Here is a 24,150-nt window from a genome sequence, read left to right as displayed (position 1 = left end):
TGTATTAAAGGCTATGCCAAGGTCTGTACCAATTTCTCAACACCAAAACGAACCACATCTGTAGTTGGCAGATTAGTCGTTTTTTCCGTTGCCATTATTTTATCTTTTGCTTCGGATTCTGACAAACCAACCGTATTTAAAGCAATACCTATGGTCTTGGCTGTTTGTAAAGATCCGCAAACTGTTGCCACCGCTTCATTTAGCTGAATAAATGCATCCAATGCTGGTATGGCTACATGTTCTACCGGAGGTCTTAAGTGCGTGTGTGCGGCCTTGTGGCATAAAATTAAATGTGTAGGTTGTGATCCGCGCATTAAGGGTAGGGTAGCGGTGCTTCCGGGATGGGCCAGAGAACCTTGGCCTTCAATTATAATAATGTCTTTATCTGCCTGTTCCATAACAGCCTCCTCAACGGCACCCGCTGCTTGATCTACTTTTATCGCATCTAGAGGAATTCCATTACCCATAAGTGTAATTCCAATTTGCCCGGTAGGGACGAAGCCTACATTAACGCCTTGTTCCATTAAAGCCGCGTATAGTTCTAGTCCTGCTGTCATTTTACCTGCTGCCATATCGGTGCCAACCATTAAAACGCGTTTGGCTTTTAGGGTAGCTGCCTTACCAGATGCTATAGGGTAACTAGATTTAGGTTTTCTTACGTCCCATATCCTATTTGTTGTTAAATACGAGCCAAAACGAGCATTTAAATCGTCATGCAAGCCATTTATTAATGATAACCCATTCTGTAGAGCTGTAATTACTGGTTGGTCCCAAGCATCTGGAAATTTACCACCACTTGGTGCAATGCCTAAAGCCATTATTTCTGGTTTATACGTTAAAGCCTCTTCTATATTGGCTACTACTGGAATCTCATAGGGTAAGTCTACGCTATCCTTGACCATTTTGCCGGCAAAATTAGAATCAATTACACAGACAATAGGGTGTTTGGAAAACCGCATAAGTCCGTAACCCATTTTACCCGCGTCTTTATCTAATGCGCCTTCCATGAAGATGCATATAGGTTGTTTATTTGAAAACATTTAATTCTTAGCTTTTTAAATTATAAATCCGTTCTAAATTGTCCGCCATGACCGGCAATTTCTAAAGGCGTAATTACTTCATCTACTAATGGAGCTCCAGTACAAGGGTCTGGATTTAGATTTAAATGTGAATCTAAATCTATATGGTCCAGTGCTCCTGAAACTGCTACGCCAGCCGCAATACTAATAGAACTCTCGCCCATACAACCAATCATTGTTTTAAGACCAAAGGCGTTTGCTGTAGCAATTATGCGTAGCGCTCCGGTAATACCTCCACATTTCATCAATTTCATATTAACACCATCAACTGTATGTGCCCAATTGGGGATATTGCTTGCAAAACGGCAACTTTCATCTAAAAAAATGGGCAAGGCCCTATTTTTATACAAATAGGGCAAGTCTTCTTCTTCACCTTCTTTTAAAGGTTGCTCTACATAGTCACAATTTCTTTGTGCTAGCCAACCCATCATGTGTTTAGCGTCTTTGGCAGACCATCCGCCATTGGCATCAACGCGTATAGCAATAGGGTATTTTTTATGATAATTCAATACCTCATTATACATGGCTTTGTCCGCTTCTATACCCGCTGGGTTGCCTAACTTTACTTTTAAAGTTCTAATAGCATCTTGTTCCAAAATAAGAGGTAATCTCTCCTTTACTTCTTCAGGAGACATAATGCCAATGGTTATAGAGGTAGCTTTTGAGGGTTTTTTGTACCCTAGCATTTGATATAGCGGCATACGGGCTTTTTTGGCTTTTAAATCCCATAGAGCCATATCTAAGGCAGCCAATGCACAAGGAGCAACCTTAGCTTCTATTGCCTTGTCATAAGTGCTAAAAATAGCGTTTAGGTCGTGTGGATTGGCTAAAAACTTTACCAAGCTTTCTTGTGCCAACTCTGCGGTAGCTGCTCCTTCTGAGGCTCCGGGAGAAGTTTCACCAAGACCTGTTAATCCGTTATCCGTTACCTGGATAAATAAATTGTGTTGCCCGTCTCTGGTTCCTCTACTAATACGAAGGGGAAATCGTTTTTTTAAATATTTAATTTGATAGGATATCTCCATTATTATTTGCTTAATACTTAGTAGTAAATATAGCGTAATTACTAACTTTGAGTGCTAACTAGATTAATAATTAAGGTAGATAAGCCTACATTATTTTAGTTATCAATTTGGTTCGTTTTTACATTAGTAAGCCTTATGAACTTAAAAATGTGCATCTAAAGGATAATTTAAATGGAAGTTGCAATATCAGAAAGTTGGAAAGTTGTTCTTAATGAAGAATTTGAAAAATCATATTTCAAAAATTTAGTGGAATTTGTAAAAGGTGAGTACAAAAACAACACCTGTTATCCGCAAGGCAGCAAAATATTTGAAGCGTTTAATGTTTGCCCTTTTGAAGAAGTAAAAGTTGTTATAATAGGTCAAGACCCTTACCATGGTCCAAAACAGGCACATGGTCTATGCTTTTCCGTTAATGATGGTATTGCCCATCCGCCTTCTTTGGTAAACATTTTTAAAGAACAAGAGGCAGATTTGAGTAAACCGTATCCTGTAAGCGGAAATTTAACCCACTGGGCCCAACAAGGTGTTTTATTGCTCAATGCTACATTAACCGTAAGAGCTGGAGAAGCGGGTAGTCACCAAGGTAAAGGTTGGGAACGCTTTACCGATACCGTTATTCAAAAGATTTCTGACCAAAAAGCGGACGTGGTGTTTTTATTGTGGGGTGGTTTTGCCAAAAAGAAACAAAAACTTATAAATCGGGATAAACACCATATCTTGGAAAGTGGTCATCCTTCACCATTAAGTGCCAATAGAGGATACTGGTTTGGAAACAAGCATTTTAGTAAAACCAACACGATACTTAAACAACTTGAAAAAAATACTATTGATTGGTAATGATTTTTTTTAATTGTTTTTAAAAAATAAATAATTATAGTAGGTTTGTATCTTACTATGCTATAAGAAAATTCCTAAAAAAGGTGGCGAAATTAAAATCTGTATTATTGGTCGATGATGATGAAACGACCAACTTTCTTAATAAGTTTTTTATAAAACAGATCGACTCATCTATAGTTATACATTCTGTTGCCAATGGAAAGGAGGCTATGGAGTTTTTAGAAAATCCTGACCAGGATATGGAATTCCCTTGGTTATTGTTGTTAGATACCAACATGCCCGTTATGAATGGATGGCAGTTCTTAGAAGCTTACGAGACTCAGTTAGATGAGCGTTTTAAAAGTAATATTACTATTGTTATGATTACCGCCTTGGAGAATGAAGAGATGGTACGCAAAACCTTAGCAGACCCTAATGTAAAGGATATTGCGCAAAAACCATTGTCTGATCGGTTGTTTCGTAAACTATTTAGCAAGCATTTTTAAGCCTTAAAAAAGAAGATTTCCCGAAGGTAATTTTTCTTCTATAATATTAAGTTGCAATAGCGTGTCTTGAATTTTATGTAATTCCGTTAGTGTTAATTGTTCTTGACTCCATCTAGTATTTGATAACCATTGCTGAATATCTTCCAACTTTTGACCGTACCTATTGGCTAATGTTCTGTCTATACTTGGAATAGTTTTGAATTCTACGGTATAAGTATTTATTACTTCTAGAATATGAGCTATTAAGTTGGATTTTTCTTTTAAAAACGAAGCACTTGCAGCTATTACAAAACAAGGCCATGGGGTAGGGCAGTCTCCCAATCGTCTAAATATATTGCTATCTACAAGTGGTTTAGTTGTAAAATGTTCCCACATAAAATAATCTGCCGTACCATTTGTTAAAGCTGCTATGGCACCGTCTAGATTATTGATAACCTCAAAATTTAGTTCATCTGTTTTCCAGCCTAGGTTTTTGGCGTTTACAAAAGCCATTAAATGGCTGCCACTACCAAACCTACTTATAGCAGCTTTAGTGTTGGCTAACTCTTCTAATTTAGTGTAGCTACTATTTGCACCAACGTGTATGCCCCAAAGCAATGGTGATTGCACAAACTTTTGAACGATTTTAGCTTCATTTGCATCTTCCGTAATGCTTTTTACTATCCCTTCGCTAAGGATAATGGCTAAATCGGTCTCATTGTTCTTGAGTAATTGAGCCATTTTACCAGTACCTTCTGGTATATCTGTCCATTCAAGGTCTATACCTCTTTCCTCAAAAGCTCCTTCTTCTATAGCCAAATGCCAAGGCAGATTAAAATGTTCTGGTACGCCTATTATTCTAACTTTCTGCATTGTACTTGTTTTTTAAATAGTTATAAATGGCATATTGAGACCGGATACTTCTATCTGTATCTACCTGTACCTTTCTATTGGTGTCATTTGCATCTAGAACCCTTGCTTTAAAATTATCTGCCATTTGAAGCTGTAATATATCCTTCAATTCTTCAAACACATCTTTATCTAAAATAGGGGTTAAAACTTCAATTCTACGATCTAAATTACGTGTCATCCAGTCGGCAGAACCAATATACATTTTTTCCTTTCCTCCATTTTCAAACAAATAGATTCTACCATGCTCAAGAAAACGGTCTATAATACTTGTAATATAAATAGGTTTTTCTTTACCCTTCACCTCATGTGGTTCTTTAGGTATTAGTCTACAAAAACCCCTTACCAAAAGTCTAACTTCTACACCTGCTTTACTGGCTGCTTCTATAGCGGTAATCATTTTAGTGTCTTCTAGACTGTTCATTTTGGCAGTAATTCTTGCGGGCAAACCTTTTTCTGCATTGGTAATCTCATTTTGAATGAGCTCCATGAACGTATTTCGAGTACTAAATGGTGACACCAGCAGTTTTTTAGTTTTAGGAATGATTAATTTTCTTTCTAATACCTCAAAAACTTGATTTAGTTCGCTAGTTATTTTATTATGTGCTGTAAAAAGGCCGTGATCGCAGTAGATACGAGCTGTTTTTGCGTTAAAATTACCCGTTCCAATATAGGCATAGTGTTCTACCTGTTCATTAACTATACGTGTTACGAGCGCTATTTTGGAGTGTACTTTTATGTTAGGCACACTGTACAGTACTTTTGCTCCAGCATCTTCAAATGTACGCCCCCATTTTATATTATTGGCCTCATCAAACCTAGCTTGTGCTTCTACAAACAAGAGCACCTCTTTTCCGTTTTCAAGGGCCTTTAAAATAGAATCTGTTAAGGCCGATGTTTTAGCAATACGGTATAACGATATTTTTATGCTATTTACTTTATCATCTTGAGCCGCTTGTGCTATAAAGCGTTCAACGGTATCAAATTGTTGATATGGAAAATGAACCAATTGATCCTTTCCCTGTATAGCCTTAAACATGTCTTTACAAGTACTTAAAACCGGGTGGGGTAGTGGCTCCAAAGGATTATATTTTAATTCTGGCCCTGCACTTTCAATATCAAATTCAAAAAAATCGGAGAGATTATGGTAGCGCCCACCAGCAACCATGTCTACCGGTCCTAGGTCCAGGGCTTTTTGTATCTGTTGTTGCATCGCTGCTGGCATTGCCGCATCAAACAATAGCCTAGTAGGTTGTCCGGATTTACGTTGCCCTAAACTATCGTATATTTTTTCTACCAATTGTGTGTCCGTGTAGTCATCGTCTAGATACAATTCCGCATCTCTAGAAATTTTTATGGAATAGGAGCCTAATACTTTTTCGTTTGGTATCAATTCTGATAGAAAAAGCCTAACCACATTATCTAGATAGATGTAATTGTGTTGTATGCCGGGTAGCGCTATAAATCTACCTATTTGTTTAGACGGTATTTCTACTATTTGTAGAGGTAATGAAGCCGTTTCTATAACCAAGTATAGCGCCCCGTCCTTAATTAATCTTGGATTTGAAAAATCTAGCAATTGGCATTGCTCTTTTATTTCTCTGTTAAAAAGCTCTTGTAGAAATCGATGTTGTTCTGGGTCTAATTCTTGAATTTCCCTTAAAAAAACACCTTTATCCCTTAGCTCTGTCAACGTTTCTTCAATAACCTTTCCAAAGAGGCGTTGTTGTTCTGCTACAGTGGATAAAATTTGTTTTAACGTTTTGTTGCCTTTTAAGGCCAATTTTCTCCTTAGGCTTTTTTCAACATCTTTTAATTGCCTTAATTGGGATACCCTAACTTTAAAAAACTCGTCAAGGTTAGAAGAAAAAATGGCCAAAAACTTAAGCCTTTCTAGCAATGGTGTGTCTTTACATTGCGCTTCTAATAACACACGTTCATTAAAATAGAGCCAGTTTATGTCTCTATGTTTTAGCGGCTGTTTTTTCATGTAGGTCTTTTGCCAAAAATATAAAATTGAAATAGCTTACTTTTTAAACAAATGTTAAGTAAGTCTTTCTAGACAATACGCAATTAGATTGTCTACTGTTTTCTGTGGTGTTTTACTAAAGTTGCCATTGTACCTATTTGCTAAAATAGCATTCATGGATACAGCTTTATGCCCCAATAGTTTAGCTAAGCCATAAATACCTGCTGTTTCCATCTCTAAATTGGTTATTTGTTGCTGTTGGAATGAAAAACCCCTTAGCTTTTCGTGAAAATCTAATAGCACAGGTTTTTTTCGTAATTGTCTACCCTGTGGAGCATAGAAACCGGCGTTTGTCACCGTTATACCTTCATATACTGTATCATCTTTGAATAGGTTAGCCAACTTGTTACTACAGCTATAGGTATAAGGGGAGATGGCAAGGGGCCAATTTAAGTGCGATTTTAAGGCATTTGTAAAGCTAGACTCTTCTTTATTGTTCAACTCATAAAAATGCATGAGCCCGTCTAAACCAATGGCTTTTTTTGAAATTAAAAAGCTATCTATTGGTATGTGTTCTTGGATTGCGCCAGAGGTGCCAATTCTTATAATATTAAGACTTTTTTTATTGGGTTTTATTTCCCGTGTTTTAAAATCTATATTAACTAGGGCGTCCAACTCGTTTAGAACAATGTCTATATTGTCCGTTCCAATGCCGGTAGATATAACCGTAATCCTTTTTTTATTAAAATAACCAGTATGGGTAACAAATTCACGCTTTCCTTTTTTCAACTCTATAGTATCAAAAAGGTTAGAAACAGCAGAGACCCTATCTGGGTCCCCAACCGTAATTATGTTATCTGCAACATCTTCCGGTAAGATGTTTAAATGATATATGCTATTATCCGGATTTAAAATTAGCTCGGAATCCGCTATGGGCATAAATATTATTAAAGTTTAAGAATTCGTTTATTATCCGTGTTGTAAAGAAAGTTGTATTTGAGGGCTCCTCCTAAATAATCATTTCCTTCCCTAAGATTAGCGTAAAAATTGGTTTGTTCAGCTAAAACCTCTTTCCCCATTTTTGATAATCTTGCTGGGTTAAAAGAAGAAATCAATGGTTTAAGCTTGTTTAGCATGCGATCATATTGTGAGTCTCCAAAACCATAATCGTTCTGAACTTGTAACAAGGTGCCCAAAAAGGCCTTTTTCGATTTTGGTTTTTCGTTAGCGGCAATAGAAAGGATTCTATTTTCCAGTTCGTTCAGCCCGTTTTTAATACTTGGAAAACGTTTAAGGTGTAACTGAATGGCATCTTCTAAATAATTAAATTGATAATTTTCAAAATCCCCTAAATTTTCCAGTCTTATGGGGTTGTCACTACAGTACAATTGCCATACATAATCTGCAAATTCAATATCATCTTGGGTTAAGATAATTTTGTTGGCATAAAGTTCTAGAAGCCTTTCATCACTCAGTTCGTTCAGCGCATAAAGTTTTTCACCGCTATTTTCTTTACCACTACAGACCAAGGATATTTCTGCGTGTCTTCTATGGGTTTTTAACCAACTTATTACAGCTAGCATGTTTACTTGGCAGAACAAATCATACTCAAACCAAAGAACAATTTGGTCTTGTTGTTTGTGGTTACAAAGAGAACGGTATTCTTTGAGCGTTTTTTCAATAAACCAGGACTTACTTACCTTATAATTCTCATTTAAGAATTCAAAACGGGTTTTCCAGAATGTTTCACTACCAACCGTACTCACGGTTTTACCTTCACATAACATTTCTCGCCATGTAATGATATCACCATCTACGGATAGCCCTTGGAGCCTTTGTGTGAAGCTATCACCATTGGTAATGTGTAATAAATTTTTCATTTTAAGTTCGTTGTTTTCGTTGGTTAAGAGAATTAAATGTAAGGCTTAAAGAAAAAAATGCAAAACAATAGCTCTAAAACCTATTACGGAAAGCGATAATTTTAACAGATAATCGATTAAAATTGGACTTTCTTAAGCTTTTGATAATCAGCCCCCAACTCGTTTTACCTGAAACCCCTTTTCTTTTAAGAAACCCATTATTTTGTCTCTATAATCGCCTTGCACAATTATAGTTTCGTTTTTATGGCTTCCTCCAACGCTAAGCAATTGTTTTATTGCTTTGGCCAATTTTTTAAAATCTTCTGGCGCTCCATTGTACCCTTCAATAATAGTAATGGGTTTTCCCTTTCGTTTTTCGTACTTGCAGATCAACGGCTGTTCTTGCAACCAAAAATCGGGTTTATCTGGTTTCTTTGCCGCTGGTTCCGGTTCGTGGTCTGGAAAAAGGTTTTTTAATTGGTCCTGTAAATCCATCTTATTTTTTTACCAATCCTAATTCTACCAAACGCTCATACAGGTATTCACCCGCGGTAATATCTTCAAATTGTTTAGGGTTATCTTTGGTAATGCAATTTTCTAAACAGTTAAGCGGCATATCGCTAACAGGATGCATAAAAAACGGTATGGAATATCTTGAAGTTCCCCATAACTCTTTAGGTGGGTTTACCACTTGGTGTATGGTAGATTTTAATTTATTGTTAGATAACCTAGAAAGCATATCACCTACATTAATCATTAACTGGTCTGGTTTAGCAATAGCATCTACCCAATTGCCTTCATGGTCCTTAACTTGAAGTCCCTTGCCATGGGCTCCCATTAACAAAGTTATTAAATTTATATCTCCGTGAGCTGCGGCTCTAACAGCGTTTTTGGGTTCTTCTTTTATAGGCGGGTAATGTATAGGCCTTAAAATAGAATTACCATTTTTAATATATGCATCAAAATAAGTCTCTTCTAAATTTAAGTGTATCGCTAAAGCTCTTAAAACATATTTGGCCGTTTTCTCTAACATTTTGTAGGTTTCTTTACCTACAGCGTTAAAATTAGGCAGTTCTTTAACCTCAACATTATCTGGATACTCCGCCTCTAATTTCGGATCATCTTCTACATATTGCCCAAAATGCCAAAACTCTTTTAAATCTCCCTCTTTTTTACCTTTTGCATGCTCTTTTCCAAAAGAAGTATAGCCTCTTTGACCACCAATTCCTTCAATTTCATAAGAATCTTTGATTTCTTGCGGTAGAGCAAAGAATTTTTTTATCTCCTCATATAAATCATCTACCAACTGGTCCGATAAAAAATGGCCACTAAGTGCTACAAAGCCAATATTTTCAAATGCGGCACCTATTTCTTCTACAAATTTTTCTTTTCGCTCAGGGTCATTAGAGGTAAAATCCTTCAAATCAACACTTGGTATAGCACTCATTTTACTATTTTAAAAATTAGTCAAATCAAATTTACACAAACTTCTGAATAACAGAACAAATTTTAGGGTAAGCTACCGTATTTACAAGGCTTCGAATTAATGTGCATAATCAATAGAGATAAGAATTAAAGGTTTTGAACCAGTAGGTATTACAATTAGCATGTTCCTTTGCCTTCAGAATTAAGCTATATCACTTTAACATTTATTAACAATGTTTAAAGATCCAAATTGTATAACAAACGTATATAGCATAACAAATCTAATCTTATGAAAGCAAGAAAATACATTGGTATGGCCATATTTGCCCTTTTAGTGGTTTCATGTTCCGTATCTAAATCATCCAGACAACAACAGAACATCTTAAGTGGCAGCTGGATATTGAATAACGTATCCTATGAGGGTACCGACGGCATGTTCAAATCTGTTCTTTTTAATGATAGCCAAGCAATATGTTTTGAAGGCAGTCAGTGGTTTTTTAGGGACAATAACAATACAGGGCGTTACACTATCCAAGGTGGAAGTCTTTGTCAAGGTGGTGACCGTTTTATTAAATGGACTATTGTAGAGCCTACCAATTCTGTAAGTCAGTTACAGTTTAAGTTCATAGACGAAAAAAACAAGGATATCTCTGGCGGACTTGGGTATAGATTGGATATAGCCAATCTTACGGAAAACCAGATGACCTTAAAATCACGTGTAAACGCTGGAGGTGAGATGGTAACCTTGGTTTACAATTTTACTAAACAATTATAAATAAAAACAGCATGAAAAATTATAAAATAAAAGCAGCAGCACTGGCCATGTCCTTGGTTTTAGTAGTTAGCTGTAGTACTGTTAGAAATGCCAACAATACGCAAAAAGGAGCCGTGATAGGTGCTTCTGGTGGTGCGGTAATTGGAGGAGTTATAGGTAACAATGTAGGTAAGGGTGGCAATACTGCCCTTGGTGCAATTATTGGTGCTGCAATTGGTGGTGCTGCTGGTGGTTACATTGGTAACCGAATGGATAGGCAGGCAGAACGTATAGAGGAAGAAATTCCAGGTGCAGAAGTACAGCGTGTAGGAGAAGGTATTAACGTAACATTTACCCAAGACGCTGGTGTGTATTTTGACACAAATAAGTCTGATGTTAAAGGCATGTCTGCTACCACATTGGATAAAATGGCAAATATCTTAACTGAGTATCCAAAGTCTAATATTTTAGTTGAAGGGCATACAGATAGTGCGGGCGCAGAAGATTATAATATGTCCCTTTCTCAAAGAAGGGCAGAATCTGTAACCAATTATTTAATTGCCAAAGGTATTAGTCCCTCTAGATTTTCTACTAAATGGTATGGCGAAACACAACCAAGAGAATCTAACGATACCGCAGAAGGTAAAGCAAAGAATAGAAGGGTAGAGTTAGCTATCATAGCTAACGATGAACTTAAGGAAGAAGCTATGAGAGAGACCAAAGGTTAATCGAATACATTTGAATCAATTCACAACAAAAACCCCGGTATTCATCGTACCGGGGTTTTTTATTGCTTATTGAGTATAGACTGCTATTAATGATGTGCCTTCATTTTTTCTTTTTTCTTGCTAAGTTGCCTATCCAATTCGTGGATGGTTTTATGAATGGCGCTTTCAAAACTTTCTTCATCGGCTTCCGCAAATAATCTAGGCCCTGGAACACTAAGTTGTATACCACATATTTTTCCTTTTAATGGAGATGTAGTGTTTTCATGTTTTATAAAAACAGAAGCTTTCACTATAAAATCAAACTTCTCTTCTAAATGTTCTAGTTTTTTACGGGTTAAGCTTTCCAAACGCTCACTCGATTTTACATCGTGGTACTCAAACGTAATATTCATGATTCTTTATTTTAAAGTTTATAGTTAAGTTAAACATATCAAGATTAAAAATCTGTTAGGGCTATGTTATAACTGTTTAAAATCAAAGGTAGACAGTGTTAAAGTATTGGAATATGATAAATATCATGTCTAATTTGAAAGAATTTTCTGTAAATTTAAAGGACAGGCTATTCACAAAAAACTAAACCGTTATGGATGTACAAACTGCTAACAATGATTATGACCAATTGGTGTTTCGTTTAGAGCGAAATCACCGTTGTGTTTTACGAATGGTGCGTAAGTTAAATTCGTATCAATTTGAACCAAAAAGCCCGCAAGGTTTTGACAAAATTAAAGAGATAAAACAAGGCTTTAACCAGCTAGCCAAGGATCAGCTATTGTTGTTCAACAATCTACAAAAACAGCTACTAGATCCAGAAGCAGCCTATGAACAGGTAAAATTATCTTTAAAAAAGTTTAATTTAATGGAGCAAAAGGTGGCTGCCTATATTTTGGGAGATATGTAGTATTGTTGGTTTACCTTGCCAAGCCTATAAATTTTATACATCTTTACAACATGTATTCCAAGATAATTACACATGTTGAAAAATATGTTACCCCAACCAGCCATGCGCTTAAGGCATTTACCAGTGTATTACAACCCTTGGAACTTAAAAAAAAGGAAAATTTAATACATCCTGGCACCTACATACAACACGAATTCTTTGTTGAGTCTGGTTGTTTAATTGCTTATTACCTAGATAAAAAAGGGCACAAGCATATTATACAATTTGCAATAGAAGATTGGTGGGTTGGCGATTTTGATGCCTTTTACAATAAAATTCCTTCTAAACTATATATTGAAGCTATAGAAGACGCCAAATTATGGTCTATAAGTTTTAATGATTTGGAACAATTATATCACGACCATCCAATTTTTGAACGGTACTTTAGAATTTTAGTTACTAGAGGATTTATTTCTCAACGTAAACGGGTGCTATCTACCTTGCAAGAGAATGCAAAAGAGCGGTATCTGGATTTTTGCAAAACCTATCCCAACATAGAAAGTAGGGTGCCCAATTATCATATAGCCAACTACCTTGGTCTATCTCCAGAAAGTCTAAGTAGAATTAGGAAAACATTAACGGAGGAAGGGCTAAATATTGATGTAGGTCAACCATAGAAACTTATTTGTCCAGTAATTTCGACAAAAACAAATTACTATGACAACTATGCAACCTTTACTAAAGCCCTACACTTTGGGCGATATAGAATTAAGAAATCGTGTTATTATGGCGCCCATGACTAGAAGTAGGGCGGCCAATACTGAAAACGTACCCACGCAAGATTTACATGTTCCCTATTATGCGCAGCGGTCTGGAGCAGGATTAATTATTACAGAAGGCTCACAAATTTCTAAGCAAGCCATTGGTTATGTAAATACAGCGGGTATACACACAAAAGAACAAGTAGCCGGTTGGAAAAAAGTAACGGATAAAGTACATGAGAACGGAGGTAAGATTTTTGTGCAACTGTGGCACGTAGGGCGTATGTCCCATCCAGATTTTCATGACGGCAACTTACCCTTAGCGCCGTCTGCTATAAACCCAAATGCAAAAACCTATACGCCAGATGGCTTTAAGGATACGGTTACACCAAAGGCCATGAGTATTGAAGACATAAAGCAAACGGTTCAAGATTTTAAAAATGCGGCAAAGAATGCCATGGAAGCTGGTTTTGACGGTGTTGAAATACATTCTTCCAATGGTTATTTAATTCATCAATTTTTTAATGGTACGGCTAACATCCGAGAAGATGAATACGGTGGTAGTATAGAGAACAGGTCAAGATTCTTTTTTGAAGTCTTGGATGCTATAAAAAGCGTTGTGCCAGAAAACCGAATAGGAGCAAGATTTAATCCATCTTGCCATAATATTTTTGGAATAACGGTAGATAAAGATACCATCCCAACTTTTGAATATGTTATAGACCGTCTAAACAATTACAATTTGGCCTATGTGCATTTGTCAGAACCTTTTAATGATGTTTCTGATGTAGACTATGCAATAACCAATATTGCGGAACATTTTAGACCAATTTACAAGGGCACGTTAATGATAAATGCTGGTTTTGACCAAGCCAAGGGCAATGCCGTTTTAGAGAAAGGTTTGGCAGATTTGGTAGCATTTGGTAAGCTTTTTATTAGTAATCCAGACTTAGTACATCGATTTGAAAATAATTACGAATTAAGTGATTGGGACGAGGACACTTTTTATACGCCAGGAAAGGAAGGATATTTAGATTATCCAACTTATGAACACGAACAAAACAGTTAAATACAATTAGATTTATGAAAACAACTAAACATAAAGCATACGGAGCAAGTACAAACACCGCAGACCTAGAATTAATGGAAATTGATAGGAGGGAAGTAGGTGCCAATGATGTGAAAATAGATATCTTATACTGTGGTATTTGTCATAGTGACATACACCAGGTAAGAAACGATTGGAAAAATTCTAAATACCCCGTTGTTCCGGGCCATGAAATTATAGGTAGGGTTGTTGAACTTGGTAGCGAAGTAACCAAATATAAGCAAGGAGATTTGGTTGGTGTTGGGTGTATGGTAGACTCGTGTAAAAATTGCGATTCTTGCCATCAAGATTTAGAGCAATTCTGCATAAATGGCGCCACTTTTACTTATAATAGTCCAGATAAGCATCTTGGTGGACATACTTTTGGAGGCTATTCCACAGGGGTAACGGTAAATCAAGATTTTGTACTTAAAATACCAGAGAATATAGATGCAAGAGGTGCTGCGCCACTCCTTTGTGCGGGAATCACTACCTTTTCTCCCTTGAACCATTGGAACGTTAAAAAAGGAGATAAAGTTGGTATTGTAGGTCTTGGTGGATTAGGCCATATGGGGGTTAAATTTGCCAATGCCATGGGGGCACATGTGGTAATGATTACTACCTCTCCTAACAAAGCGGAAGACGCTAAAAGATTAGGTGCTCACGAAGTATTGATAAGTAAAGACCAAGAACAAATGAGTGCGCATGCCAATAGTTTTGATTTTATTTTGAATACGGTACCTGTTGGGCACGACATAAATCCATACGTAAATTTGCTTAAAATAGATGCCACTATGGTTTTAGTGGGAGCGGTAGAACCTTTAGGTTCTGTAAATGGCGGTGGACTAATAATGGGTAGAAAGCGTGTAGCTGGTTCTCTAATAGGTGGTATTAAAGAAACGCAAGAAATGTTAGATTTTTGTGGAGAACACAACATTACCTCAGATGTAGAAATGGTAAACATGCAAGACGTTAACAATGCTTTTGAACGGGTGGTGGCAGCAGACGTTAAATACCGGTTTGTAATTGATATGGAATCTTTAAAAAATTAAATTGGTTTACTAAAAAGCAAAGAGCGGTCTTAAAAAGACCGCTTTTTTTATGAATAAGCTTAAATTTATTGATTAAAAAAATACACACTTAAATGAAAAAACTAAGATATCTAAGTATACTTTTTGTTACAGGGGCCTTTTTAATAGGTTGTGCAGAGAAAGCAAAGGAGCAAAAAGAACAGGTAACCAAAGAAAAAGTATACACTTCTAACTTACCATTAGATAGTTTAATTATGCCAGATGGCTTTAAGGTACATACAGTTGTAGAAGGGTTAGACGGCGCACGGTCTATGGCCATGGGTGATAAAGGAACCTTATTTGTGGGTACACGAACCGAAAATAAATTGTATGCATTGGTAGATAGTGATAATGATTTTGTTGCGGACCGTACAATAGTTTTGGATACAACTCTTGAAGTGCCCAATGGTATTGCATTTAAAGACGGGGCATTATATGTTGCAGAAGTAAATAGATTATTAAGGTACGATAATATTGAAGACAACTTAGATGCTGTGCCTGAGCCCGTGGTTATTTATGAAGATTACCCAGATGAATTTCATCATGGTTGGAAATATATAGCCTTTGGCCCTGACGATAAGCTATATATTCCTGTAGGAGCACCTTGTAATATTTGTGATGATACGGATAAAGACGAACGTTTTGCTACTATAACCCGTATGGACAAAGATGGTGGTAACAGAGAGATCGTTGCAAGGGGCGTTAGAAATTCTGTTGGGTTTACCTGGCACCCAGATACCCAAGAATTATGGTTTACGGATAATGGTAGGGATATGATGGGAGATGATATTCCTCCTTGTGAACTAAATAGGGTTTCTGAAGTGGGCCAGCACTTTGGTTATCCCTTTTGTCATGGCGGCACCATTCCGGATCCAGAATTTGGAGCCAAGCGCTCTTGTGATGAGTTTGTACCTCCGGTTCAAAATTTAGATGCACATGTAGCGCCTTTAGGCGTTAAGTTTGTAGAGGGTTCCATGTTTCCAGATAAATACCAAAAACAGGTTTTAATTGCAGAGCACGGTAGTTGGAACCGAAGTAAAAAGTCTGGGTACCGTATAACTAAAGTTACACTAGAAGGTAATAAGGCGGTAAAATATGAACCTTTTATAGAAGGGTGGTTAAACCAAGAAAATCAAACGCGTTGGGGCAGACCGGTAGACCTTTTATTCTTAAAGGATGGTTCCTTATTAATTTCTGATGATTATGGGGATGCTATCTACCGTGTTTATGTATCAAGTTAAGACTAATTATATTCCGCAAGTGCGTTAATAGCACTGCCTTCTAGGTGCTTGGTTTGTTGAGAAAAGAAATAACAATTGAGCATTGCCCTGCCCATTTTTGTGGTGGTGGTCACGGTTTTTAATTTTTTCATCAAGGGAAATAGGGGTTTAGAGATTCTATAAAATAGATTGTACCATTTGGTATTTGAGGTAATGCCCTTTTCGGGCAAAATAATACCAGGCCTAAACATATAGGCATCTTTAAACCCTTTTGCCAATAAGTAATTCTCTGTTTTTCCTTTAATCCTTTTCCACATGGATTTACTTTTTTCACTACTATCTGTTCCTTGCCCACTCACATAAGCAAAAACCATATTCGGATTTAGGTTGTGTAGAATATCTGCCAAGGCTTTTGTCATTATAAAGGTGTAATGATTGAATTTTTCTTCATTCAGTCCTGCAGAAGAAACCCCCATGCAATGGCAACATATATCGTACCCATTTAACTGGTCTTCTATTAATGAAAAATCAGTAAAATCAGTATGTAAAACTTCTTTTACTTTACGGTATGGCGTTCCCAAACTATTTCTACTGATCAACAGTATTTCAGAAACTCTAGGGTCTTCTATACTTTCTAATAGCACAGATTTTCCTACCATACCTGTTGCACCCGTTATAATTACTTTCATAGCTCTATTTTCCTTTAGAAAATTTTTATACCTAACCCAATTACATGCAAAATAATGGAAATTCAAGTTCTAGTTACCGTTTCTTTCATTTGGGTCAAGGATAAAAGGAAAGTGGTTAAAGATTACAAGGATTCAAAATTATCTTGTGGATGTTAAAATGAAAAAGAAAAAATGATGAATCACACCGTAAGTATACAAGACACGGGATTTGTAACCCATGATGTCTTACAAATTAAAACAGATAGGCCAGCAAATTTTGAATTTACACCTGGGCAGGCAACGGAAGTAGCCGTTCTAAAAGATGGCTATTCCAATAAGAAAAGACCGTTTACGTTCACCAGTTTGCCATCAGATGGATTTTTACAATTTACCATCAAAATCTATCCTGACCATAATGGGGTAACAGACAAAATACAAACCTTGGAACAAGGAGACCAACTAGAAATAAGTGATGCCTGGGGTGCTATTTCTTATAAAGGACCGGGAACGTTTATTGCAGGTGGGGCAGGGGTAACACCATTCATTTCTATTTTTAAAGATTTGGCAGATAGAAATCAATTGGACGAGAACAAACTGTTGTTCGCCAACAAGCGCGAAAGGGACATTATCCTAGATTCTAAATTTAACCAATGGTTGGGTGCAGACTTTGTAAACATATTGTCCGAAGAGCATAATCCTAAGCACGCACACGGGAGAATTGATAAGGAATTTTTAAAGAAAAATTTAAAAGACAAAGATAAGTATGTGTACATCTGCGGACCTGTACCCATGATAAATTCAGTAAAAGAAGATTTGCTAGAAATAGGTGTTGAAAAAGAACAAATAATAACGGAAGATTTATAGAATGGAAAGAGTATTAGTAGCAGGTGCCAATGGCACAACAGGAAAACAAATAGTAAAGCTTTTAAAAGAATCACAATATTTTGAACCGGTTGCCATGGTTCGGAAAGAGGCTCAAATGGAGCAGTTTAAAAAAGACAATATTGAAACCGTATTGGGCGATTTGGAGAACGATTTGTCACATACCACAAAGAATATAGATAAAGTGCTTTTTGCCGCAGGTTCTGGTGGTAAAAATGTTGTTGGTGTAGACCAAGAGGGCGCCAAAAATTTGATTAAGCAATCGTCCAAAGACAACGTAAAAAAGTTTGTTATGCTAAGCTCTATGGGTGCAGATGAGCCAGAGCAAGCAGAAGAATTGAAAGATTACTTAAAAGCAAAGCACAACGCAGACGAATATTTAAAACAAAGCAACTTAAAATATACAATTGTTAGACCGGGTTCTTTAACCAATGATAAGGCTACGGGGACTATTAGTATTGCCGAAAAGCTAAACAGAAGAGGAGAAATTACAAGAGCAGATGTGGCACAAACATTGGTGCGATCTCTACATGATGATGCCCCTGTTAACCAAACGTTCGAGATTTTATCTGGTAATACGTTGATTGGAGAAGCTTTAGATACGATAAATACCCACAAATAAAATGATAAAACCAAGAAATAAAGTTCCTTCGCTAAAAATCAATTTGGTCAATGGCACCAGTTATAGTTTGGAAGATCAAGAACCAGACCATTTTACGATGGTGATATTTTATAGAGGAAAACACTGCCCAGTCTGCAAATCATACTTAGAAGAATTACAATCTATGCTGGATGAATTTGTAGAAATAGGGGTTAATGTAATTGCCATAAGTTCAGACACTAAAGAACGCGCAATGAAGACGTACGAAGAATGGGAAATTGCAGACATCCCCATTGGTTATGAAATGCCTATAGAAGGGGCAAGAGAATGGGGCCTCTATATTTCTAAGGGAGTAAAGGAAAAAGAACCGGAAATGTTTATAGAGCCTGGACTGTTTTTAGTTAAAGCAGACCAAACGCTTTATAGTGCAAGCATACAGACAATGCCATTTGCAAGACCTGAATTTGATGCCTTGCTAAAAGGCATAAAGTATATTATCAAAAATGAGTATCCCGCTAGGGGAGAAGCTTAAGAAAAGCCCCATCTTTGGGGCTTTTCTTTTGTCTTTTTATAATTAGAAAGTCATTATTATGCGATTGCCATAATTATCTTAAAATATTAGGGCTCAAAACGTCCAAAATGGCATTTAATGCGTAGATAAAAACAGATTTGCCAATCTAAAGAATCAAACTAACACTAATGAATCTTTTAAATAAAGTTCTTTTTCAAATTTGTGCCTTTTCGCTTTTTGTGGGCTTTACATTACCTGTTTGTGCGCAAAAGCTTCAAGAGTACACAGGTCCCTATACCGTAAACGGCTATCAAGGTAATGCCAATTTTAGCTATATGCTTAAAGACGGCGATACCGTATTTCAAGGACCATTTATGCTTAAGCGGTCTAGTTTAGATGCATTGTTAGAAAAGGAAGACGAATCATTTACTATAAAAGGAAATTTTAGCGCAGGTGTACCTACTGGTAGATGGACCTTTTCTTTTGGAGCATTTAATTCCAATAAGCAAACAGAAGTAGAAGATTACCAATATCGTGTTCTAGTAAGTGGGCTACAAGAAGAAGTAAGTGGAGACTTTTTAGAAGGAAAGCTACAAGGAAACTGGATTTACAAAGTTTCAAAAATAAAAGATTCAGAAATAGAGGAAGAACGCTATTCCAGCTCTATTGGCTATGAGGCAGGTTTGCCTATTAAAGATTTTAGTATTGCCAATAGTACCAGCACCTTAGTAGGTCGTTTTTTAAGAGATGGTATTGCCCACGATAATTGGGAGTTATTTTCTGCTGCTGGAGCCGGTACGGAAGAAAGCTGGATTTTTGAAAATGGTTTGTTGCTCAAAGTAATTCAAAAGGAAGGGAACACGTCCAATGTTTTTCCTGTTTTTGAAAACAACACAGCTGAAACTGAAATTATTGACCTAAACACAGGTTATTTAAATTTGGTCAATTTAACCCAAAAGAATGCGGATGCAGACTTTTCTAAAGGTTTAATGCAACGATTGCTGGCAGAAAATGCAAATCGGTATCAAAAAATCAACAACTTTTTCTTGGCCTTGAATTATGACGGTTTTAAACCTAAATTTAAAGTTAAGGCACCTTACTTTCCATTGGAAAAATCTGATATAGATTACATAGAACAGGCAATTGAAACGGCTTCTACATATAAACCTACGCTAGATTCCCTACTATCTAATGCGCATTTAAATATTTTAAAGAGAACGGATGACAATGTTTATTTTCAGTACAATGTTTTATCCTATCTCAATGAAAATTTTATTGAGCCTTTCAGTGAATTAAAAACTTTGAATGAGACTGGGATAATAGATAACCTATCCGTTACGCAATTATACGCTAGTCTCTGGAAGAATGGAGCACCAAAGGTTCCTTTTGAAGTAAAAGCTACTACTAAAGACAAGACAGTGGTTAAAGAATTTCAACCAGAGTCTTATGAGCTACAAACCATAGCATTAAATAGCTATAAGGGTTTTTCGCAGATGGCAGAATTCACCGCTATAAGTATAACCGAAATCAATAAAAAGCTACAGCGTTTAATTCGTGAAGAAAAGGGCGAACAACAATTGCTAGCAATTGAAGATCAGTGGCTAAAACAACAAGAGGCCATTCTACTGGTAAAAGATAGTTTAGAACAATATGGTAATAACAACCAAAAAAGGGCTTTGACCGCTATTCAAGAACTCTTAGAAACCAATTTAGGAGTTTATGCAAATTTAGAAACCATAGCGGATAAAAAAACATTTGCAGAGGATCAAATAACCTGTACGGAAACACTACTGCAAATTGCAAATCAAATTAGCAAATTACCAGAAAATGTCAAGACCATAGAGGAGGCCTATTTAGATCCCATATGGAATCCGTTTATGGCTACTGTAATGAACGAAGAAATTAAAAAGCGAATAACGAGTGCTTATAAAAAGGTGCTTGTACCTTATTTCTATAAGCAGAGTCAACAAGAATTAAATTGTGAAAATGCAGCGGCACTCCACACCCAAATGACATTTGCTTATAACCGCATGCTTCAGCTAAGAAACTTAGATACACATAAACTGGAACGAAAATTAAAACGAGAAAAAAATCCTGAAAAAGTCTTACAACTTTTTGAAGAAGTTAATACCAAAAAATCCAAGTAGTAATGCAAAGTTTTAATTTCAAATATTTTGGTTTGGTATTGGTATTACTAGGTAGTTCTATTACCGTTGCACAGGAAGAGGAAGATAAAGTGTACTTACCCAAAGAATCTAAGTATAAAGATCCAACCTCTAAAGTTTGGGTAAATACGTACGGGAAAATAAGGATTGGGAAACGATTTTTTTGGGACGCTCAAACGCATTTTAGGTTTCAAGAAACAGAAGCAACCCCATTTGTTGGTCAGGTAGCCCAAATCTATAATAGACATGCCCTTGGCTATATTTACAACAAAAAGGTAAATTTTAGTCTAGGTGGAGTTTTAAGGGTAAACTTTAATACGGATGAAGACTCCATAGATAGAAATGTGGTTCCAGAATGGCGTATTTGGCACCAATACCAATTTGCAATGCCCTTGTATAGTGCTATGATCTATCATAGAATACGTATAGAACATAGATGGACACAAGGTTTTGCAGAAGACAGTGAATATATTTTTAGAAATAGATGGCGGTATATGTTTCGTGCTAAAATACCTTTGAACAGTCATAAATTAGAACCTAAGACGCTTTACGTTTCTCCCGAAGCAGAATTAATAATGCAAAGTGGCAAGGCTGTGGTTGCTAGTCCTATGGAAGATTTACGACTTACCACTACCGTAGGTTATATTTTAACACCTAGGTTAACCGTAGCGGCAGGCCTCATGTACAGTCAAGGGCAGGCCTTAGAAAATGGCGGTGAATACAAACAGGCGTGGACTATGCGTTTTCATATGTATTATTCGCCAGATTTTAGACGTGTCAGAAAAAAATTACCAGACATTCATTTAGATGACTAAACCATGAAGAAAAGAACTTTATTTGCGGTAATAGCCCTAACGGTAGTATCCTTAGGAATGGCCACGTTTTTCTATGTAAAATCCACAACATTAAGCAATAAGCTTCAAGAAGAACAAAAGACGAATACGGCATTAGAACAGGCCCTGAACGAAAGAGAGGCTGTACTTCGTATAGATACCATGCTGGTTAATGGTGATTATGAAAATGCGTTACAGGCTTACACCAAAGAACTGGAAAAAGAACCCAAGGGTTACGATAAAGATTTAAAAATGAGAATTGCCTTAACCCAAAAAATGAGGGCATTAGGTGGTGGACCTGTGGTACCAAAAAAAGAATTGGATTCCGTTTTATTAGATAGTCTAAGAATGCGCTTTTCTAATACCCAATTGCCCGTAAAGCAATTAGATTCTATGGCCTTTGCGTTGCAGAAAGCCAAAGTACAGATTACCCGTTTAAAACAACAATTGCAAAACTCCGCTGCTGGTGAATACTTAACTTTTAAAAGTAAAAAAGGGAGTGCTCTACATTATGTTGGTCAGGTAAAAAACGGTAAAGCCAACGGGTATGGTATTGCATTATTAGAGACGGGCAGCCGTTACGAAGGTCAATGGCAGCAAAACCTTAGACATGGCCAAGGTACATTTTACTGGCCAGATGGGGAATACTATATTGGTAATTATAACCAAGACAAAAGAGAAGGAGAGGGAACCTATTTCTGGCCCAATGGAGAAAAATATGTGGGACATTGGGAAGATGATAAACGTAACGGAACGGGTATTTTTTACGGGGAAACTGGAGAGATTATAACCAGCGGAACTTGGAAAAATGATAAACTAGTAAAACCCGAAAAGAAAAAGGGAAAGTAATACCGGTTTAGGTATCTTTAGTTAAAACAAAATTCTTGCTTTTTAGAAACAAACTAATTCGGTTTTTCATTATTCCGTTGCTAGGAATAGTGCTTGCTTATTTTGCAGTGGACCAAGGCGTGCGCTTTAGGTTGCAGCAATTTTTAGCCAACAAAGAGGCCCAAGGGGTTCTAGTGAATTATAAGGGCTTGGAACTTAAACTTTTTCAAGGTACCGCCAAGTTTATACAACCTACTATTTTACTTTCTAAAGAAACCAATTCTGGATTCACCGGTAACTTATCCTTGACAGACATAATAATTAAGGATATTGGTTATGTACGCTTATTATTGACAGGAAAGCTTCCTATTGAATATATAGAAATGAATGGCTTAGATGGCCAATTAATAGAGCTAAAGCAAAACGAAGATGCGGTTAACGCCACTAAGGCTACTAAAGAAGAAATAGGCTTTGTAATTAATTTAAAAGAACTTATCCTAACCAATACGAAACTTACGGTATTTGATGCCGACAAAAAAGAAGAGCTGTTACGTTTAACAGACTTTAATCTTACCATTAAAAATATTCTTGTCTCGGATAAAACCCTGGCCAAACGTTTTCCTTTTACTGGCGAAAGTTATCAGATAGTATCTGGTCCCGTTTTTATTAAAGCCACTCCTTTTGAAAATATTACAATAGATTCTATAAATGGAACTACCAACCATACGCATGTTTACAATGTTAATTACAAGACAGCATTATCCAAAGAACGCTTTGATGCGCAATTGGTAAAAGAAAGAGACCATTATTCCGTCCAAGTAAATACCATTTTATTTAAAAATCTACGCTTGGAAAGCATAAATGAAGAATTGGCCTTAAAATCTAATTCCATCACGTTTAATAACCCAGAGGTTACTATTTATAGGAACAAGTTAATAGCGGACGACTTTAGTATTAAACCACTTTATGGTTCTCTTTTGAGAGAGGCTCCAATTGGTATTGCCGTAGATACTTTTAGCTTAAATGCGGCTAACATCATTTACATAGAAAAGAGCAAGCCCAATAACGGAGGAGGGGAGCTAACCTTTAACGCGTTGGACGCCACCATAACTAATTTGGGGAATAGTTATAGAGCACCGGTTCAAGTGCATTTTAAAAGTAAGTTTATGAATGCAGCCCCATTTGTAGCAGACTGGACATTTGACCCAAATGACCAAGAGGATACTTTTTCGTTTAAAGGCAAACTGCGCGATTTAGATTTTGCTAAGGTTAATGCGTTTACCATACCAGCCGCCTACACAGAGGTAGAAGGGCAGATGACAGATTTATATTTTACTATTTACGGACAAAACGATAATTCTACCATAGATTTAAAAATTGCCTATGAGGATGTTAGTGTTTACTTACTGCATCCAGACAGTTATAAACGTAAAAAGGTGTTGAATACCTTGTTGAATCTTTTTATGCCTAATAATACCAAAAACAAGGATAGTAGGTATAAAGACAGCCACATAAACGTCAGCAGGGATAAAAACAAGTCACCTTTTAATTACCTCTACAAGAATATTGAAAAGGGTCTGCAAGATGTAATCTTATAA

At 36.5% G+C, this 24,150-nt stretch carries 26 protein-coding genes; 16 read left to right on the top strand and 10 right to left on the bottom strand.

From position 1 onward, the window contains the following. Positions 1–11: 11 nt before the first annotated feature. Both BUL40_RS05265 and BUL40_RS05260 read right to left on the bottom strand, forming a co-directional pair. Complete coding sequence (locus BUL40_RS05265) at positions 12–1,007, bottom strand: DUF1611 domain-containing protein (protein WP_080318370.1); 996 nt, start codon at positions 1,005–1,007, stop codon at positions 12–14. Positions 1,008–1,060: 53 nt separating this feature from the next. After that, on the bottom strand, positions 1,061–2,104 hold the full coding sequence (locus BUL40_RS05260) for a dipeptide epimerase (RefSeq protein WP_080318369.1): 1,044 nt from the start codon (positions 2,102–2,104) through the stop codon (positions 1,061–1,063). 171 nt (positions 2,105–2,275) lie between these two features. Here BUL40_RS05260 and BUL40_RS05255 point away from each other — a divergent pair, with 171 nt between their 5' ends. Next, complete coding sequence (locus tag BUL40_RS05255) at positions 2,276–2,941, top strand: uracil-DNA glycosylase (RefSeq protein ID WP_010516701.1); 666 nt, start codon at positions 2,276–2,278, stop codon at positions 2,939–2,941. An 83-nt stretch (positions 2,942–3,024) separates the two neighbouring features. Continuing rightward, complete coding sequence (locus BUL40_RS05250; protein WP_010516702.1) at positions 3,025–3,426, top strand: response regulator; 402 nt, start codon at positions 3,025–3,027, stop codon at positions 3,424–3,426. Positions 3,427–3,429: 3 nt separating this feature from the next. Here BUL40_RS05250 and BUL40_RS05245 read toward each other — a convergent pair whose 3' ends face one another. The 6 genes from BUL40_RS05245 to BUL40_RS05220 form a co-directional block, all read right to left on the bottom strand. Continuing rightward, positions 3,430–4,278, bottom strand: coding sequence for a substrate-binding domain-containing protein (locus tag BUL40_RS05245; RefSeq protein ID WP_080318367.1), 849 nt, complete (start codon positions 4,276–4,278; stop codon positions 3,430–3,432). Continuing rightward, on the bottom strand, positions 4,265–6,304 hold the full coding sequence (gene ppk1, locus BUL40_RS05240; RefSeq protein ID WP_080318366.1) for a polyphosphate kinase 1: 2,040 nt from the start codon (positions 6,302–6,304) through the stop codon (positions 4,265–4,267). Before ppk1 ends, BUL40_RS05245 begins: the two co-directional genes overlap by 14 nt. Positions 6,305–6,358: 54 nt before the next feature. Beyond that, entirely contained in the window at positions 6,359–7,222 is an 864-nt protein-coding gene (locus BUL40_RS05235; protein WP_080318365.1) for a nucleoside phosphorylase, read from the bottom strand. An 8-nt stretch (positions 7,223–7,230) separates the two neighbouring features. Next, positions 7,231–8,163: a DUF1835 domain-containing protein gene (locus BUL40_RS05230; protein WP_010516710.1), complete on the bottom strand. Its 933-nt coding sequence runs from the start codon at positions 8,161–8,163 to the stop codon at positions 7,231–7,233. Between the two features lie 147 nt (positions 8,164–8,310). Further along, complete coding sequence (locus BUL40_RS05225; RefSeq protein ID WP_080318364.1) at positions 8,311–8,637, bottom strand: translation initiation factor; 327 nt, start codon at positions 8,635–8,637, stop codon at positions 8,311–8,313. A gap of 1 nt (position 8,638) precedes the next feature. After that, on the bottom strand, positions 8,639–9,589 hold the full coding sequence (locus BUL40_RS05220; RefSeq protein ID WP_080318363.1) for an isopenicillin N synthase family dioxygenase: 951 nt from the start codon (positions 9,587–9,589) through the stop codon (positions 8,639–8,641). A 267-nt stretch (positions 9,590–9,856) separates the two neighbouring features. On the opposite strand from BUL40_RS05220, the gene BUL40_RS05215 reads away from it, so the two are divergent. Continuing rightward, positions 9,857–10,342 carry a lipocalin-like domain-containing protein gene (locus tag BUL40_RS05215; RefSeq protein ID WP_010516713.1) on the top strand — a complete coding sequence of 162 codons (486 nt, stop codon included), beginning with the start codon at positions 9,857–9,859 and terminating at the stop codon, positions 10,340–10,342. 11 nt (positions 10,343–10,353) lie between these two features. Continuing rightward, entirely contained in the window at positions 10,354–11,049 is a 696-nt protein-coding gene (locus BUL40_RS05210) for an OmpA family protein (RefSeq protein ID WP_080318362.1), read from the top strand. Between the two features lie 86 nt (positions 11,050–11,135). On the opposite strand, the gene hpf is transcribed toward BUL40_RS05210, so the two are convergent. Beyond that, on the bottom strand, positions 11,136–11,441 hold the full coding sequence (gene hpf / locus BUL40_RS05205) for a ribosome hibernation-promoting factor, HPF/YfiA family (protein WP_080318361.1): 306 nt from the start codon (positions 11,439–11,441) through the stop codon (positions 11,136–11,138). A 191-nt stretch (positions 11,442–11,632) separates the two neighbouring features. Here hpf and BUL40_RS05200 point away from each other — a divergent pair, with 191 nt between their 5' ends. The 5 genes from BUL40_RS05200 (at position 11,633) to BUL40_RS05180 (ending at position 16,085) form a co-directional block, all read left to right on the top strand. After that, positions 11,633–11,947 carry a hypothetical protein gene (locus BUL40_RS05200; protein WP_010516716.1) on the top strand — a complete coding sequence of 105 codons (315 nt, stop codon included), beginning with the start codon at positions 11,633–11,635 and terminating at the stop codon, positions 11,945–11,947. A 50-nt stretch (positions 11,948–11,997) separates the two neighbouring features. Beyond that, the gene (locus BUL40_RS05195) at positions 11,998–12,603 is read left to right on the top strand and encodes a Crp/Fnr family transcriptional regulator (RefSeq protein ID WP_080318623.1); all 606 of its coding nucleotides are present in this window, start codon (positions 11,998–12,000) and stop codon (positions 12,601–12,603) included. A gap of 40 nt (positions 12,604–12,643) precedes the next feature. After that, the gene (locus BUL40_RS05190; protein ID WP_080318360.1) at positions 12,644–13,756 is read left to right on the top strand and encodes an alkene reductase; all 1,113 of its coding nucleotides are present in this window, start codon (positions 12,644–12,646) and stop codon (positions 13,754–13,756) included. Positions 13,757–13,770: 14 nt separating this feature from the next. Continuing rightward, entirely contained in the window at positions 13,771–14,826 is a 1,056-nt protein-coding gene (locus BUL40_RS05185; RefSeq protein ID WP_080318359.1) for an NAD(P)-dependent alcohol dehydrogenase, read from the top strand. 92 nt (positions 14,827–14,918) lie between these two features. Beyond that, on the top strand, positions 14,919–16,085 hold the full coding sequence (locus tag BUL40_RS05180) for a PQQ-dependent sugar dehydrogenase (protein ID WP_080318358.1): 1,167 nt from the start codon (positions 14,919–14,921) through the stop codon (positions 16,083–16,085). 2 nt (positions 16,086–16,087) lie between these two features. Here the strand turns inward: BUL40_RS05180 and BUL40_RS05175 are convergent, their stop codons facing one another. Beyond that, entirely contained in the window at positions 16,088–16,753 is a 666-nt protein-coding gene (locus tag BUL40_RS05175) for an NAD-dependent epimerase/dehydratase family protein (protein WP_080318357.1), read from the bottom strand. 171 nt (positions 16,754–16,924) lie between these two features. Between BUL40_RS05175 and BUL40_RS05170 the strand changes: the two genes are divergently transcribed. The 7 genes from BUL40_RS05170 (at position 16,925) to BUL40_RS05140 (ending at position 24,150) form a co-directional block, all read left to right on the top strand. Then, complete coding sequence (locus BUL40_RS05170) at positions 16,925–17,596, top strand: FAD-binding oxidoreductase (RefSeq protein ID WP_244901823.1); 672 nt, start codon at positions 16,925–16,927, stop codon at positions 17,594–17,596. A 1-nt stretch (position 17,597) separates the two neighbouring features. After that, the gene (locus BUL40_RS05165) at positions 17,598–18,236 is read left to right on the top strand and encodes an SDR family oxidoreductase (RefSeq protein WP_080318355.1); all 639 of its coding nucleotides are present in this window, start codon (positions 17,598–17,600) and stop codon (positions 18,234–18,236) included. A 1-nt stretch (position 18,237) separates the two neighbouring features. After that, positions 18,238–18,747: a redoxin domain-containing protein gene (locus BUL40_RS05160; RefSeq protein ID WP_080318354.1), complete on the top strand. Its 510-nt coding sequence runs from the start codon at positions 18,238–18,240 to the stop codon at positions 18,745–18,747. Between the two features lie 167 nt (positions 18,748–18,914). Next, a complete protein-coding gene (locus BUL40_RS05155; RefSeq protein WP_080318353.1) occupies positions 18,915–20,873 on the top strand; it encodes a hypothetical protein in 1,959 nt (652 codons plus the stop codon). Between the two features lie 2 nt (positions 20,874–20,875). Further along, entirely contained in the window at positions 20,876–21,706 is an 831-nt protein-coding gene (locus BUL40_RS05150; RefSeq protein ID WP_080318352.1) for a DUF2490 domain-containing protein, read from the top strand. Positions 21,707–21,709: 3 nt separating this feature from the next. Then, complete coding sequence (locus tag BUL40_RS05145; protein WP_080318351.1) at positions 21,710–22,573, top strand: MORN repeat-containing protein; 864 nt, start codon at positions 21,710–21,712, stop codon at positions 22,571–22,573. A 35-nt stretch (positions 22,574–22,608) separates the two neighbouring features. Continuing rightward, the gene (locus tag BUL40_RS05140) at positions 22,609–24,150 is read left to right on the top strand and encodes a hypothetical protein (protein ID WP_141239640.1); all 1,542 of its coding nucleotides are present in this window, start codon (positions 22,609–22,611) and stop codon (positions 24,148–24,150) included.

Origin of the sequence: Croceivirga radicis (genome assembly GCF_002072105.2) — a bacterium.
Taxonomy (GTDB): domain Bacteria; phylum Bacteroidota; class Bacteroidia; order Flavobacteriales; family Flavobacteriaceae; genus Croceivirga; species Croceivirga radicis.
Note: the sequence above shows the minus strand (reverse complement) of the source record. Positions and strands in the feature narration are given on the sequence as shown.

Coding starts and splice junctions, on each gene's coding strand:
- BUL40_RS05265 (WP_080318370.1), bottom strand. CDS start 1,007: ATGGAAGGCGCATTAGATAAAGACGCGGGTAAAATGGGTTACGGACTT.
- BUL40_RS05260 (WP_080318369.1), bottom strand. CDS start 2,104: ATGGAGATATCCTATCAAATTAAATATTTAAAAAAACGATTTCCCCTT.
- BUL40_RS05255 (WP_010516701.1), top strand. CDS start 2,276: ATGGAAGTTGCAATATCAGAAAGTTGGAAAGTTGTTCTTAATGAAGAA.
- BUL40_RS05245 (WP_080318367.1), bottom strand. CDS start 4,278: ATGCAGAAAGTTAGAATAATAGGCGTACCAGAACATTTTAATCTGCCT.
- ppk1 (WP_080318366.1), bottom strand. CDS start 6,304: ATGAAAAAACAGCCGCTAAAACATAGAGACATAAACTGGCTCTATTTT.
- BUL40_RS05235 (WP_080318365.1), bottom strand. CDS start 7,222: ATGCCCATAGCGGATTCCGAGCTAATTTTAAATCCGGATAATAGCATA.
- BUL40_RS05230 (WP_010516710.1), bottom strand. CDS start 8,163: ATGAAAAATTTATTACACATTACCAATGGTGATAGCTTCACACAAAGG.
- BUL40_RS05225 (WP_080318364.1), bottom strand. CDS start 8,637: ATGGATTTACAGGACCAATTAAAAAACCTTTTTCCAGACCACGAACCG.
- BUL40_RS05220 (WP_080318363.1), bottom strand. CDS start 9,589: ATGAGTGCTATACCAAGTGTTGATTTGAAGGATTTTACCTCTAATGAC.
- BUL40_RS05215 (WP_010516713.1), top strand. CDS start 9,857: ATGAAAGCAAGAAAATACATTGGTATGGCCATATTTGCCCTTTTAGTG.
- BUL40_RS05210 (WP_080318362.1), top strand. CDS start 10,354: ATGAAAAATTATAAAATAAAAGCAGCAGCACTGGCCATGTCCTTGGTT.
- hpf (WP_080318361.1), bottom strand. CDS start 11,441: ATGAATATTACGTTTGAGTACCACGATGTAAAATCGAGTGAGCGTTTG.
- BUL40_RS05200 (WP_010516716.1), top strand. CDS start 11,633: ATGGATGTACAAACTGCTAACAATGATTATGACCAATTGGTGTTTCGT.
- BUL40_RS05195 (WP_080318623.1), top strand. CDS start 11,998: ATGTATTCCAAGATAATTACACATGTTGAAAAATATGTTACCCCAACC.
- BUL40_RS05190 (WP_080318360.1), top strand. CDS start 12,644: ATGACAACTATGCAACCTTTACTAAAGCCCTACACTTTGGGCGATATA.
- BUL40_RS05185 (WP_080318359.1), top strand. CDS start 13,771: ATGAAAACAACTAAACATAAAGCATACGGAGCAAGTACAAACACCGCA.
- BUL40_RS05180 (WP_080318358.1), top strand. CDS start 14,919: ATGAAAAAACTAAGATATCTAAGTATACTTTTTGTTACAGGGGCCTTT.
- BUL40_RS05175 (WP_080318357.1), bottom strand. CDS start 16,753: ATGAAAGTAATTATAACGGGTGCAACAGGTATGGTAGGAAAATCTGTG.
- BUL40_RS05170 (WP_244901823.1), top strand. CDS start 16,925: ATGATGAATCACACCGTAAGTATACAAGACACGGGATTTGTAACCCAT.
- BUL40_RS05165 (WP_080318355.1), top strand. CDS start 17,598: ATGGAAAGAGTATTAGTAGCAGGTGCCAATGGCACAACAGGAAAACAA.
- BUL40_RS05160 (WP_080318354.1), top strand. CDS start 18,238: ATGATAAAACCAAGAAATAAAGTTCCTTCGCTAAAAATCAATTTGGTC.
- BUL40_RS05155 (WP_080318353.1), top strand. CDS start 18,915: ATGAATCTTTTAAATAAAGTTCTTTTTCAAATTTGTGCCTTTTCGCTT.
- BUL40_RS05150 (WP_080318352.1), top strand. CDS start 20,876: ATGCAAAGTTTTAATTTCAAATATTTTGGTTTGGTATTGGTATTACTA.
- BUL40_RS05145 (WP_080318351.1), top strand. CDS start 21,710: ATGAAGAAAAGAACTTTATTTGCGGTAATAGCCCTAACGGTAGTATCC.